This is a genomic window from Pseudomonas fjordensis (assembly GCF_976987115.1).
Window position 1 is genome coordinate 450,571 of record NZ_OZ336860.1, and the last position, 13,823, is coordinate 464,393.

Here is a 13,823-nt window from a genome sequence, read left to right on the forward strand (position 1 = left end):
AAACAGCAAGACCCTTGGGCTAGAGCATCAGCCGCACGACCGACTCACTCGGATCGCGGGTTTTTCCAGCGGCTTTGAGCTCGGCCAGGTAGTCGGCCCACAAAGCGTCCTGACGTACGGCCAACTGATAGAGGTAGTCCCAAGTGAACAGTCCGCTGTCATGACCATCGTCGAAGGTCAATTTCAGTGCGTACTGGCCGGCGGGTTCCAGCTTGATCAACCGGACGTTGAGCTTGCCGAATTGCAGGATGGGTTTGCCGTGGCCCTGGACCTCGGCGGAAGGCGAGTGCACCCGCAGGAATTCGGCGGGCAACTGATAGGTTTCATCCGGCCCGTAGGTCAGGCCGAGGGTGTTGGAGGTTTTGTGCAGGTTTACAGCAGTCGGAAACTTGGCCATTGGAGATAATCCTGAAGGAACCGGCTTCAACCTGTGGGAGCGGGCTTGCTCGCGAAGGCGGTGTGTCAGCCAGCACATCTGGTACTGATATACCGCCTTCGCGAGCAAGCCCGCTCCCACATTGAAGCAACGCGGTTGCGCGTTAAGGCTTACAGGATATAACGAGACAGATCTTCGTTCTGCGCCAATTCGCCCAGGTGGCTGTTGACGTAATCAGCATCGATCTTGATCGCTTCGCCATTCTGCGCACCGGCCATGTCGCCGGCACTGAAGGACACTTCCTCCAGAAGACGCTCAAGCAAGGTATGCAGGCGACGGGCACCGATGTTCTCGGTCTTCTCGTTGACCTGCCAGGCGATCTCCGCCAGGCGCTTGATGCCGTCTGCCTGGAATTCGATACCCAGCCCTTCGGTTTTCAGCAGCTCGCGGTACTGCTCGGTGAGCGAGGCATGCGGCTCGCTGAGGATGCGCTCAAAGTCGCCCGGCGTTAGCGCCTTGAGCTCCACCCGAATCGGCAAACGGCCTTGCAGCTCGGGCACCAGGTCGCTTGGCTTGCTCAGGTGGAAGGCACCGGAGGCGATAAACAGGATGTGGTCAGTCTTGACCATGCCCAGCTTGGTGTTGACCGTGCAGCCCTCGATCAGCGGCAGCAAATCGCGCTGCACGCCTTCGCGGGACACATCCACGCCGCCGGAGTTGCCGCGCTTGGCCACCTTGTCGATCTCATCGATAAACACGATGCCATGTTGCTCGACCGCTTCCAGGGCCTTGGCCTTGAGTTCTTCCTCATTGACCAGGCGCCCGGCTTCTTCGTCGCGCACCAGCTTGAGCGCTTCTTTCACTTTGAGCTTGCGGCTTTTCTTCTTGCCCTTGCCCATGTTGGCGAACAGGTTCTGCAACTGGCTGGTCATTTCTTCCATGCCAGGCGGGGCAGAGATATCCACGCCGGACACTTCAGCCACTTCGATCTCGATTTCCTTGTCATCCAGCTGGCCTTCACGCAGGCGCTTGCGGAACAGCTGGCGGGTGTTGGAGTCGGTAGCAGGTTGGGCGTCTTCGTTGAAACCCATGCGTGCCGGTGGCAACAGGGCGTCGAGGATGCGCTCTTCAGCGGCGTCTTCGGCGCGGTGGCTGACCTTGGTCACTTCCTGTTCGCGCAGCATCTTCAGGGCGGCGTCAGCCAGGTCACGAATGATCGACTCGACATCGCGGCCCACATAGCCGACTTCGGTGAACTTGGTCGCTTCGACCTTGATGAACGGGGCATTGGCCAGTTTGGCCAGACGCCGGGCGATCTCGGTTTTACCCACGCCGGTGGGGCCGATCATCAGGATGTTCTTGGGCGTTACTTCAACGCGCAGTTCTTCCGGCAATTGCATCCGGCGCCAGCGGTTACGCAGCGCAATGGCAACGGCGCGCTTGGCATCGTCCTGGCCGATGATATGGCGGTTGAGTTCATGGACGATTTCGCGGGGAGTCATGGACATAGTGTTTGGCGGCCTCAAGCCTGAATAAGCCCAGGGCTTACTCGGCGAGGTCCTGCTCCTCAATGGTCTGGTTGTGGTTGGTGAACACGCAGATATCGCCAGCGATACCCAGGGCGGTCTCGACGATTTCACGGGCCGACAGGTCGGTTTTCTTCAGCAGCGCGCTGGCCGCAGCCTGGGCGTAGCCGCCGCCGGAACCCATGGCGATCAGGCCATGCTCGGGTTCAACCACGTCGCCGTTGCCGGTGATGATCAGGGAAGCGTCTTTGTTCGCAACCGCGAGCATGGCCTCCAGGCGGCTGAGGGAGCGGTCGGTGCGCCATTCTTTGGCGAGTTCCACAGCGGCGCGCACCAGGTGGCCCTGGTGTTTCTCAAGCTGGCCTTCGAAACGCTCGAACAGGGTAAAGGCGTCGGCGGTAGCGCCTGCGAAGCCGGCAAGCACCTGGCCGTGGTACAGGCGGCGCACTTTCTTGGCGTTGCCTTTCATCACGGTGTTGCCCAGGGAAACCTGGCCGTCGCCGCCCATGACAACTTTGCCGTGGCGACGTACTGAAACGATGGTGGTCAAGGGGAGAGTCTCCACGCAGCGGGGCGAAAATGCCCTGATGGAAACTCATATGGGGGTGGCGAGGGGGATTTCAACCGTAGGAAGGCAGGGCGGACGAGTGGTGTTTATGGTTTCGGCACCTGCTTGAGCACACTGCAAACCAATGTGGGAGCTGGCTTGCCTGCGAAAGCGGCGTGTCAGTCACTGAAACATTGACTGTTACACTGCTATCGCAGCATAGGTATCTACACAACTTTGGTGTGACGCTGGATTTGTGGCGAGGGAGCTTGCTCTCGTGACGGACTGACAGCCGGCGCCTATCTCCCTGGCACCCCAGGATCCAAATGTGGGAGCTGGCTTGCCTGCGATGGCGGCCTGACAGTCAACACAGTTGGACCGGGTACATATCCGTTATTTAGGTAACGGCCACTTAGGGTTCCGCTCTGACAGCGGGTCACTTTTGGAAAAGAGCCCCAAAAGTAACCAAAAGGGCTCTTGCCCCACCACTCGGCACCTCGCTTGGGCTCGGTGTGCCCGTAATCCGCCAGTGATTTGGGGGGCCGCCGCCACGCGCCATCCATGGCGCGGGGCGGCTAAACCGGCATCCCTGCCGGTTTACCCCCCAAATCACTGGCGAATTACGGCCAGCGTGGTTTGACGGGGCGCCTAAGATCAAAAGCCAGATCAAGATCAAGAGCGGCTCGCTTCGCATCGTGGTTACCGTTTGCTGCGACAGCCTACAACGTTGTGTAGATACCTATGGCTACCGCAGGCAAGCCAGCTCCCACATTAAAACCGCGTTGGCTGCTGAATCAGCGGCTCTGGCGTTGTTGTAACAACAGGTTGCTAAACCCTGCGCCGGCCAATTGCTTTTGCGCCACGGTCAGCTGTTCACGGTTGCTGAACGGCCCCACCAATACGCGATACCAGGTCGCGTCCTTCACCGTGCCAGACTCAACCGATACCGACTGGCCCAACAGAATGATCTGCGCACGTACACGGTCCGCATCCGCCTGTTTCGGGAACGAACCCGCTTGCAGGAAGAACTTGGTCACCGGCGCGGCCTTGGTGGCTGCCACTGGCGGTGCTGGCGGCGGCGTGATGCCGGCCAGCGCGGCCTGGGCGCGGGCGGTATCGATTTTCGCCGCTTCTGCTGGGGTTACCGGCGTGGTTGGCACTTGTGGCGTCGGCAGGGTTTTTTCCGGCACGGCGTCAGGCGGCACGATCACTTCCGATTCCGGCAGCAGCGTGTAGAAGTCGTACTTGGGCTTTACCGGTGCAGTCGGGCTCGGCGCGGTCTTGTTGGCTTCGGCGATTTTCGTGGCTTTTTGCTGCTCCTGTTTGACGCGCTTGACGTCATCGCCCTGGCCGGGCTCCAGCTTCATCAGAAACACGATAAATGCGCCGACCGTAAGGCCGATGGCCATCCACAGCCAACCCGGAATCGGTTGCTTCGCCGGGGCCTGGTAGCGGCTGGCGCCGCGCTTGGGTGCAGGTTTTTTCTTGGCAGCCAACTTACATACGCTCCAGAGTTTCCAGGCCCAAGAGTTCCAGGCCTTGCTTGAGGGTGCGTCCAGCCAATGCGGCAAGGCGCAGGCGACTTTGTTTCTGGGCTTCGTCGTCGGCGGTCAGGATCGGGCAGTTCTCGTAGAAGCTGGAGAACAGGCCGGCCACTTCGTACAAATAGGTGCACAGGATGTGCGGCGTGCCTTTTTCGCCAACGCTGTTGAGCACTTCGCCAAATTGCGCGAGCTTGGCCGCCAGTTCCTGTTCATGGGCGGCGTCCAGCGCGATCTGGCCATCGACTTCGCTGAAGTCCTTGCCCAGTTTGCGAAATACCCCGGCCACGCGGGTGTAGGCGTACAGCAGGTACGGTGCGGTGTTGCCTTCGAAGTTGAGCATCAGGTCGAAGTTGAAGCTGTAGTCGCTGGTGCGGTGCTTGGACAGGTCGGCGTATTTCACCGCGCCAATGCCCACCACGCGGGCGATGTTGCGCAGGTCGGCCTCGGCCAGCTCCGGGTTCTTTTCCTTCACCAGGTTGTAAGCCCGTTCCTGGGCTTCGGTCAGCAGGTCGATCAGCTTCACGGTGCCGCCGTCACGGGTCTTGAACGGGCGGCCATCGGCGCCGTTCATGGTGCCAAAGCCCATGTGCTCCATGTGCATCGGGTGGGTGACGAAACCAGCGCGGCGCGCCACTTCGAACACCTGCTGGAAGTGCAGGGCCTGGCGCTGGTCGACGAAGTACAGCGCACGGTCAGCCTTGAGCACGCCACTGCGGTAGCGCACGGCGGCCAGGTCGGTGGTGGCGTAGAGGTAGCCGCCATCGGCCTTGACGATGATCACCGGCAGCGGCTCGCCGTCGGCGGTCTTGAACTCTTCGAGGAACACGCACTGGGCGCCGTTGCTCTCGACCAGCAGGCCCTTGGCCTTGAGGTCGTTGACCACGTTGATCAGGTCGTCGTTATAGGCGCTTTCGCCCATCACGTCGGCCATGGTCAGTTTCACGTTGAGCAGCTCGTAGATTTCCTGGCAATGGGAGAGGGAAATCTCACGGAAGCGGTTCCACAGCGCCAGGCACTCTTCGTCGCCGGCCTGCAGTTTGACCACCAGGCCACGGGCGCGGTCGGCGAATTCTTCAGACTCGTCAAACCGCTTTTTGGCGGCCCGATAGAAGTTTTCCAGGTCGGCCAGCTCGTTGCTGGTGATCGGGTTTTCTTGCAGGTAGGCCATCAGCATGCCGAACTGGGTGCCCCAGTCGCCCACGTGGTTCTGGCGGATCACGGTGTCGCCGAGAAATTCCAGCACCCGTGCCACGCCGTCGCCAATGATGGTGGAGCGCAGATGGCCCACGTGCATTTCCTTGGCCAGGTTCGGCGCCGACAGGTCAATGACCACGCGCTGGCTGTCGCCGGCCTTGCGTGCACCGATGCGGGCATCGGCCAGGGCGGCATCCAGGCGTGACGCCAGGGCCTGGGTGTTCTGGAAGAAGTTGATAAAGCCTGGGCCGGCAATTTCGGCCTTGGTGACACTGGCGTCAGCCGGCAGGGCGGCGATGATTTTTTCGGCCAGGTCGCGCGGTTTCATGCCGGCCGGCTTGGACAGCATCATCGCGATGTTGCTGGCGAAGTCGCCGTGGGTCTTGTCGCGGGTGTTCTCCACCTGGATCGCCGGCGACAGGCCTTCAGGCAACACACCTTCGTTGACGAGTTGGGTGAGGGCTTGTTGGATCAGCTGGCGAATGGTGTCTTTCATGGTGTTCTCTTTCGACCGCAAGCGGCGGCGCGCGATGCGCAGGTGGAAAAACTGGGCATTATCCGTGGCGAGGGCGGGCTTGCCAACCGTTCCGGACCTGTGGAGCATTTTGTAGGAGCGAGCGTGCTCGCGAAAATCGTCAACGATAACGCGGGCTTCCTGATTTAACGCGGTGTTCTTGAGTTTTTCGCGAGCAAGCTCGCTCCTACAGTGGTGGGTGGATCAATACAAATCTACCGGGTCTACATCCAACGACCATCGCACCTGCCGGCCGCTGGGCAGTTGCTCCAGCTCAAGCATCCAGCGACTTAATAGCCGATGCAGCGGCGCGCGGGAGGTTGCCTGCAAGAGTAGCTGAGCGCGATAACGCCCGGCGCGTCGCTCCATGGGCGCTGGCACCGGGCCGAGTAATTCGATGCCACTGAGGGCGAGTTCGCCCAGTAAACGTTCGGCGGCGCTGCACGCCTCATCAAGAAAGCCTTCGGCCTGACCGGGCTTGTGGGCTTCGGCACGCAGCAGCGCCAGGTGTGCAAAAGGCGGCAGGCCGGCGGCGCGGCGTTCGCTCAAGGCTTGCTCGGCGAAGGCAAAGTAGCCTTGTTCCGTCAGTTGAATCAGCAGCGGGTGGTCGGCCAGGTGCGTCTGGATAATCACCCGGCCTGGCTCTTCGGCCCGCCCGGCGCGCCCCGCCACCTGCACGATCAACTGCGCCATGCGCTCGCTGGCGCGAAAATCCCCGGAGAACAGCCCGCCATCGGCATCCAGGATCGACACCAGGGTCACCCTTGGGAAGTGATGCCCTTTGGCAAGCATTTGCGTACCCACCAGGATGCACGGTTGGCCTTTGTGGATGGTGGTGAACAGTTGGTTCATAGCGTCTTTGCGCGACGTGCTGTCGCGGTCGACCCGCAGCACCGGGTAGTCCGGGAACAGAATGCCCAGGCGTTCTTCGGCGCGCTCGGTGCCGGCGCCCACGGGCCGCAGGTCCACCTTGCCGCACTGCGGGCAATGGCGCGGTACCCGCTCCACATGGCCGCAGTGATGGCAGCGCAACTCGCCGTGGCGCTGGTGCACGGTCATGCGCGCATCGCAGCGCTCGCAGCCAGACATCCAGCCGCAGTCATGGCACAGCAGCGTGGGGGCAAAGCCGCGGCGGTTGAGAAACACCAATACCTGCTGGCCGGCGGCGAGGGTTTGGCCGATAGCCTGTTGCATCGGGCCGGAAATGCCGCTGTCCAGCGGGCGGCTTTTCACGTCCAGGCGCAGGAAGCGCGGTTGTTTGGCGCCACCGGCGCGCTCGTTCAAGCGCAGCAGCCCGTAACGGCCGGTATAGGCGTTGTGCAGGCTTTCCAGGGAAGGTGTGGCCGAGCCCAGCACAATCGGGATGTCTTCCTGGCGGGCGCGCACCAGCGCCAGGTCGCGGGCGTGGTAGCGCAAACCTTCCTGCTGTTTATAGGAGCCGTCGTGCTCCTCGTCGACGATGATCAGCCCGGGGTTTTTCATCGGCGTGAACAGCGCCGAGCGCGTGCCAATAATAATGTCGGCCTCGCCGTCCCGCGCTGCCAGCCACGACTCCAGGCGTTCACGGTCATTGACCGCCGAGTGCACCAGGGCGATGCGGGCATTGAAGCGTTGCTCGAACCGCGCCACGGTCTGCGGGCCCAGGTTGATCTCCGGGATCAATACCAGTGCCTGCTTGCCGGCCTGCAGGGTCTCGCGGATCAGTTGCAAATACACTTCGGTCTTGCCACTGCCAGTGACGCCGGCCAACAGGAACGCGTGAAAACTGTCGAAACCGGCGCGAATCGCCTCATACGCGGCGCGTTGCTCGGCGTTCAGCGGCAACTCCGGTTGGGCCAGCCAGTGTTCGTGGCGCGGGTCCGGGGCGTGCTTGCGGATTTCCACCTGCACCAGGCCCTTGGCCAGCAGCAGGTCGAGGCTGTCTTTGCTCAGCATCAGCTTGCTTAATAGCTGATGGGCCACGCCGTGGGGGTGCTGCGCCAAGGTGGCCAGAGCCTCACGTTGGCGCGGGGCGCGGGCGATGCGCGGGTCGTCAAGGCGTGCGCCGGGCACCATCGACCAGAAACGCTCCTGGCGCGCTTCGGCCAGTTCGCCCTGGCGCAGCAGCACAGGCAGCGCCCAGCTCAAGGTATCGCCCAGGCTGTGTTGGTAATACTGCGCGGTCCACAGGCACAGCTTGAACAGTGCGGGCGGCAGCGGCGGCGTGGCGTCGAGCAGGGCAATTGCCGGCTTGAGCTTTTCGGCAGGCACTTCGCTGTGGTCGGCGACTTCCACCAGAATACCGATCATTTCCCGGCGCCCGAATGGCACGCGCACACGCATGCCCGGCTGCAACTGTGCACGCGACACGCCGGGCGGGGCCCGGTAATCGAACAGGCGGCGCAGGGGCGAGGGCAGGGCTAGGCGCAAAATGGCGTCGGGCACGCGAGGAGTCTCATTTATATAGGCAAGCGGTGGCGCAGGGGCGCGAGCCTAGCAGACCGGGGGTGTCACGTCTCCAGTACTGGGTTCGGATCTTGTGGGAGCTGGCTTGCCGCAATCGCCTACCGTAGGAGCGAGCGTGCTCGCGAAAAACGTCAACGATAACGCGTGCTTCCTGAATCAACGCAGCGCCTGTGAGTTTCTCGCGAGCAAGCTCGCTCCTACAACAAGCCCTTGACTGACTGGCATTGGGGCAAGCCCGGCTCCCACATTGATGGCGCAGTGCCGTGAGTTTCTGATGAAAGGTGTTTTTTGGCCATTGCCGTCGCTTGCGCGATTAAAAAGGTCTGGTAGAATCCGCGGCCTAATTACGTGCGGTATTCGACAATAGTGTCGAGTGGCGGCACGCTAGCCTGAGGAAGTGCCATGAAAGCCGATATCCATCCAGCGTACGAAACCATCGTAGTTACCTGCAGCTGCGGCAACAAGTTCGAAACGCGTTCGAACCTGTGCAAGCCACTGGGTACTGACGTATGCAACGAGTGCCACCCGTTCTACACCGGTAAGCAGAAAACTCTGGACACCGGCGGCCGCGTACAGCGCTTCGCAGATCGCTTTGGTGCTTTCGGCAAGAAGCCTGCTGCTACTCCAGCAGAGTAAGGTTCAAGAGCCTTATGGGCTTTTACCTGCTGTTGAAAAAGGCGTCCCTTGTGGGCGCCTTTTTTGTGCCTGGGATTTGGCTGGCGACCGCTCAGGCCGACGCCTTCTGCCCCGCCCCGGCGGCCATCGCCAGGGTCGAGGTGCAGCGTGTGGTGGATGGCGACACGGTGCGGCTCAAGGATGGTCGCAGCGTACGCATGATCGGCTTCAATGCGCCGGAAACCGGCAAGAAGGGTCGCCCTGACGAGCCATTTGCCGTCGCCGCACGCCAGCGCCTGCAGGCGTTGGTCAAGGCCAGTGATGGGCGCGTCGGCCTGGTGCCGGGGCGCGAAGGTAAAGACCATTACGGGCGCACCCTGGCTCACCTCTACGGCGCCAATGGCGAGAACCTGGAGGCGCAACTGCTGGCCGAGGGCCTGGGGTACCAAGTGGGTGTGGCGCCGAATGTGGACCTGGTTGCCTGCCAGCAGGCCGCCGAAAACAGCGCCCGCCAGGCACGGCTCGGCCTGTGGCGCCAATCGCCAGTGCAAAGCGTGGCGAATCTCAAGCGCTCCGGGTTTGCGCTGGTGGCTGGTCGGGTCAGTAAGGTTGAGCGAAATCGTGGCGGAATCTGGATTGAACTGCAGGGTTCACTGGTATTACGCATTGCGCCCGAGCTGATCAGCCAATTCGATACGGCCACGCTCAATGGTCTGCAAGGCCGTACCCTGGAGGCGCGTGGCTGGGTGCAGGATCGTTCCCGCCGTGGCGGCCTGAAAAAAGGCCAAGCACGCTGGTTGTTGCCAATAACCGACCCCGGCATGCTGAAATCGACGCTTTGAATAAAAAATTGTAGACATTTTTTATTTCGATTGTGAACAGTTGAGCCCTTGTATCCCGTGGCTCTTGGCCAAAAGTCGTAGCCCAGGGCCCTTGACACCTGTGACTGCCCAGTCTTGTAGGGACTTTACGACACGCGTATCCTCGGCGGTCCGTCGACCAACAGTAAAAGCGGAATGCCGATATGTCTGATTTGAAAACTGCCGCTCTCGAATACCATGCCAATCCTCGTCCAGGAAAGCTGAGTGTAGAGCTCACCAAAGCCACTGCCACTGCCCGCGACCTGTCGCTGGCCTACAGCCCTGGTGTTGCCGAACCCGTACGTGAAATCGCCCGTGACCCAGAGCTGGCGTACAAGTACACCGGCAAAGGCAACCTGGTTGCAGTGATTTCCGATGGCACCGCGATTCTGGGCCTGGGTAACCTCGGCCCGTTGGCTTCCAAGCCAGTCATGGAAGGCAAGGGCGTGCTGTTCAAGCGCTTTGCCGGCATCGACGTGTTCGACATCGAAGTCGACTCCGAAAGCCCGCAGGCTTTCATCGACACCGTCAAGCGCATTTCCATCACGTTCGGTGGCATCAACCTGGAAGACATCAAGGCACCTGAGTGCTTCGAGATCGAAAAGGCCCTGATCGAGCAGTGCGACATTCCGGTATTCCACGATGACCAGCACGGCACCGCGATCGTTACCGCAGCCGGCATGATCAACGCCCTGGAAATCGCTGGCAAAACCCTGAGCGAGGCGAAAATCGTCTGCCTGGGCGCCGGTGCCGCGGCCATTTCCTGCATGAAGCTGATCATCAGCATGGGCGCCAAGCTGGAAAACATCTACATGGTCGACAGCAAGGGCGTGATCCAGTCCGAGCGTACCGACCTGAACCAGTACAAGGCGATGTTTGCCCACCCATCCTCCAAGCGCACCCTGGCTGACGCCCTCGACGGTGCCGACGTGTTCGTTGGCCTGTCCGGCCCGAACCTGCTGAGCGCTGAAGGCCTCAAATCCATGGCGCCGAACCCTATCGTGTTCGCCTGCTCCAACCCGGACCCGGAAATCGCGCCTGAGCTGGCCCACGCCACCCGCAGCGACGTGATCATGGCCACCGGCCGTTCGGACTACCCGAACCAGGTCAACAACGTATTGGGCTTCCCATTCATCTTCCGTGGTGCCCTGGACGTTCGCGCCAAGCGCATCAACGAAGAAATGAAAGTGGCTGCTGCCAACGCCCTGCGTGAACTGGCCAAGCTGCCGGTACCTCAGGACGTGTGCGACGCCTACGGTGGCGCCAAGCTGGAATTCGGTCGTGAGTACATCATTCCCAAACCAATGGACAAGCGCCTGATCACCCTGATCTCCGATGCCGTGGCCAAGGCCGCTATCGAGACCGGTGTGGCCACCCTGCCGTATCCGAAGAACTACCCGCTGCAAAGCGTGGATGATGTGTTCAACGGCTAAGCTGTTGTAGCGCACCAACAAAAAGCCCCGGCTGAGTGATCAGTCGGGGCTTTTTTGTGGCTGATCGTTCCCACGCTCTGCGTGGGAATGCCGCCCTGGACGCTCCGCGTCTGCGTTTAAGGTCGTGACGCAGAGCGTCACAAGATGCATTCCCACGCAGAGCGTGGGAACGATCAAACCCGTCAGAACAAATCGATCGGCGCGCCTTCATCCGCCGGCAGCGGGCTGCCCGGCACTACGCCGTTGCCCAGTTCGTTGACCGACGGCGGCGTGTCTTCGCTCTTGAACAGCTCGAAGTACGCATTCGGCGTGCTCGGCGAAGCCGCACGGCCACTGATGGGGTCGATGCGCAGGCTAAGGATGCCTTCCGGTTCCGGCTGGGTGTGCAGCGGCTTGTCCTTGAGCGCTGCGCCCATGTAGCTCATCCAGATCGGTAGGGCGACGGTGCCACCAAACTCGCGGCGGCCCAGGCTTTCAGGCTGGTCATAGCCGGTCCACACGGTGGTCACGTAGTCGCCGTTGTAGCCGGAGAACCAGGCGTCCTTGGATTCGTTGGTGGTACCGGTCTTGCCGGCGATATCCGCACGGCCCAGGGCCAGTGCGCGGCGGCCGGTGCCCTTCTTGATCACGTCTTGCAGGATGCTGTTGAGGATATAGGTGGTACGGCCATCCACGATGCGTTCGGCAACTGCTGGCGCTTGCGGCTCAGCGGGTGCGTCGGCGTTTGCGGCCGCTGGCGTGCCTGGCGTCGGCTCGATGGTGATACCGCCGTTGCTCGGTGCTGCGAGCCCGTCGGTGGCGGCCACGCCATTGACCACATCGCCAGGTACCCGTGGCGGGTTGGCGGTGAACAGGGTATCGCCATTGCGGCTTTCGATCTTGTCGATCAGGTACGGCGCGATCTTGTAGCCGCCGTTGGCAAAGGTGCTCCAGCCGGTGGCGATTTCCATCGGCGTGAGGGTCGCGGTACCCAGGGCCAGGGACAGGTTCGGTGGCAGGTCAGACTTGGCAAAGCCAAAGCGCGTCATGTAATCGATGGTCTTGCCTACGCCCATCGCCTGCAACAGGCGAATCGACACCAGGTTACGCGACTTGTACAGCGCCTCGCGGATACGGATCGGGCCAAGGAAAGTGTTGGTGTCGTTCTTCGGGCGCCAGACCTTGTCCAGGTATTCATCGACAAACACGATGGGCGCGTCGTTCACCAGGCTGGCAGCGGTGTAGCCGTTGTCCAGCGCGGCACTGTAGACGAATGGCTTGAAGCTGGAGCCCGGCTGGCGCTTGGCCTGGGTAGCGCGGTTGTAGTTGCTCTGCTCGAAGGCAAAGCCGCCGACCAGCGCGCGAATTGCACCGTTCTGCGGGTCCAGGGACACCAGCGCGCCCTGGGCGAGCGGCACCTGGCTGAATTTGAGGCTGTCATCCTTCTGGCGTTGCACGCGGATCAAGTCACCCACCTGGGCCACGTCGGAGGGCTGCTTGGGCATCGGGCCCATGCTGTTGGTGTTCAGGAACGGACGCGCCCACTTCATGCTGTCCCAGGCTACATGGGCTTCGCCAGAGCGGGTCAGCACTTGGATACCGTCTTTGGATACCTGGGTAACGATGGCCGGGTCCAGGCCGCTGATCGAGCGCTGTTTGCCCAACTCGGTGGTCCAGGCACTCAGGGTCTTGCCTGGCAGGCGCGACTCGGGGCCGCGGTAGCCGTGACGCTGGTCGTAAGTGATCAGGCCTTCATGTACCGAATGGTTGGCGATTTCCTGCAAGTTGCTCGGCACCGTCGTGGTGACGCGGAAACCTTCGGTGTAGGCCTCGCTGCCATAACGGCCCACCATCTCGGCGCGGGCCATTTCGGCGATATAGGGTGCATTCACTTCCGGCGTCGGCACGTGATAGCTGGCGTTCAATGGCTCGGCCACGGCGCTTTCATAAGCGGCCTGGTCGATCTTGCCCAGCTTGTACATGCGGCCCAGGATCCAGTCGCGGCGTTCTTTACTGCGCGCCGGGTTGGCCAGCGGGTTGAAGCGCGACGGCGCCTTGGGCAGGCCAGCAATCATGGCCATCTGCGCCAGGCTGGCGTCACGAATCGACTTGCCGTAGTAGACCTGGGACGCGGCCTCGATGCCGTAGGCGCGGTTGCCCAAGTAGATCTTGTTGACGTACAGCTCGAGGATTTCATCCTTGGTCAGCTGGCGTTCGATCTGCAGCGCCAGCAGGATTTCGGTGGCCTTGCGGGAAAAGCTGCGCTCGCTGGTAAGGAAGAAGTTCTTCGCCACCTGCATGGTGATGGTGCTGCCGCCGGATTGAATGTGTCCGCTTTTTACCAATTGCGTGGCTGCACGCACCAGGCTGCTGGGGTCTACGCCGTAGTGGTTGGCAAAATTATCGTCTTCGGCAGACAGCAAAGCGCTGATGAAATTGGGCGGAATGTCGGCAAAACGGATCGGTGTGCGGCGCATTTCGCCGAACTCCGCGATCAGTTTTTCATCGCTGCTGTAGACCCGCAAAGGAATCTGCAACTGGATACTTCTGAGGGCCTCTACGGAGGGCAAACCCGGACTAAGGTAGAGGTAGGCCCCGCTGAATACGAGCAGCAGCCCGCAGACGATGGCGACAATGGAGTACCCGAAAAACTTCAGCAGACGAATCAAGGCTTTTGGATTTCCAGAGAAAAGAAAGAGTTACGCGTCGGGGCATGCATGGCAAACGATGGATCGACCCGGGCAGCAGATAAAAAGCGGGAAAAAACGCTGGGCATTAAAGCATTTTTCG

General features: G+C 61.4%; 11 protein-coding genes. 4 read left to right on the forward strand and 7 right to left on the reverse strand.

Annotated elements, in window-relative coordinates:
• Nucleotides 1-19: 19 nt before the first annotated feature.
• From ACWHXD_RS01940 to argS, 5 genes are all read right to left on the reverse strand, one after another.
• Nucleotides 20-397: a gamma-butyrobetaine hydroxylase family protein gene (locus tag ACWHXD_RS01940; protein WP_032893968.1), complete on the reverse strand. Its 378-nt coding sequence runs from the start codon at nt 395-397 to the stop codon at nt 20-22.
• A 149-nt stretch (nt 398-546) separates the two neighbouring features.
• Nucleotides 547-1,884, reverse strand: coding sequence for an ATP-dependent protease ATPase subunit HslU (hslU, locus tag ACWHXD_RS01945; protein ID WP_032893966.1), 1,338 nt, complete (start codon nt 1,882-1,884; stop codon nt 547-549).
• A 37-nt stretch (nt 1,885-1,921) separates the two neighbouring features.
• Complete coding sequence (hslV, locus tag ACWHXD_RS01950; protein ID WP_003171209.1) at nt 1,922-2,452, reverse strand: ATP-dependent protease subunit HslV; 531 nt, start codon at nt 2,450-2,452, stop codon at nt 1,922-1,924.
• 791 nt (nt 2,453-3,243) lie between these two features.
• Nucleotides 3,244-3,945 (reverse strand): SPOR domain-containing protein, encoded by a 702-nt coding sequence (locus ACWHXD_RS01955; RefSeq protein ID WP_003187899.1) that lies wholly within the window; start codon nt 3,943-3,945, stop codon nt 3,244-3,246.
• A gap of 1 nt (nt 3,946) precedes the next feature.
• On the reverse strand, nt 3,947-5,683 hold the full coding sequence (gene argS / locus ACWHXD_RS01960) for an arginine--tRNA ligase (protein WP_138761721.1): 1,737 nt from the start codon (nt 5,681-5,683) through the stop codon (nt 3,947-3,949).
• On the opposite strand from argS, the gene ACWHXD_RS01965 reads away from it, so the two are divergent.
• Nucleotides 5,654-5,851 carry a hypothetical protein gene (locus tag ACWHXD_RS01965; RefSeq protein ID WP_138761720.1) on the forward strand — a complete coding sequence of 66 codons (198 nt, stop codon included), beginning with the start codon at nt 5,654-5,656 and terminating at the stop codon, nt 5,849-5,851. The genes argS and ACWHXD_RS01965 overlap by 30 nt on opposite strands.
• Before the next feature lie 54 nt (nt 5,852-5,905).
• Here the strand turns inward: ACWHXD_RS01965 and ACWHXD_RS01970 are convergent, their stop codons facing one another.
• Complete coding sequence (locus tag ACWHXD_RS01970) at nt 5,906-8,125, reverse strand: primosomal protein N' (RefSeq protein WP_032893961.1); 2,220 nt, start codon at nt 8,123-8,125, stop codon at nt 5,906-5,908.
• 423 nt (nt 8,126-8,548) lie between these two features.
• Here ACWHXD_RS01970 and rpmE point away from each other — a divergent pair, with 423 nt between their 5' ends.
• The 3 genes from rpmE (at nt 8,549) to ACWHXD_RS01985 (ending at nt 11,054) form a co-directional block, all read left to right on the forward strand.
• Entirely contained in the window at nt 8,549-8,782 is a 234-nt protein-coding gene (gene rpmE / locus ACWHXD_RS01975; RefSeq protein ID WP_138761719.1) for a 50S ribosomal protein L31, read from the forward strand.
• Between the two features lie 14 nt (nt 8,783-8,796).
• Nucleotides 8,797-9,603, forward strand: a complete 807-nt coding sequence (locus ACWHXD_RS01980; RefSeq protein WP_138761718.1) for a thermonuclease family protein — start codon at nt 8,797-8,799, stop codon at nt 9,601-9,603.
• Nucleotides 9,604-9,785: 182 nt separating this feature from the next.
• The gene (locus ACWHXD_RS01985; protein ID WP_098949779.1) at nt 9,786-11,054 is read left to right on the forward strand and encodes a malic enzyme-like NAD(P)-binding protein; all 1,269 of its coding nucleotides are present in this window, start codon (nt 9,786-9,788) and stop codon (nt 11,052-11,054) included.
• Nucleotides 11,055-11,236: 182 nt separating this feature from the next.
• Here the strand turns inward: ACWHXD_RS01985 and ACWHXD_RS01990 are convergent, their stop codons facing one another.
• Complete coding sequence (locus ACWHXD_RS01990) at nt 11,237-13,699, reverse strand: penicillin-binding protein 1A (RefSeq protein WP_371861810.1); 2,463 nt, start codon at nt 13,697-13,699, stop codon at nt 11,237-11,239.
• Nucleotides 13,700-13,823 lie beyond the last annotated feature (124 nt).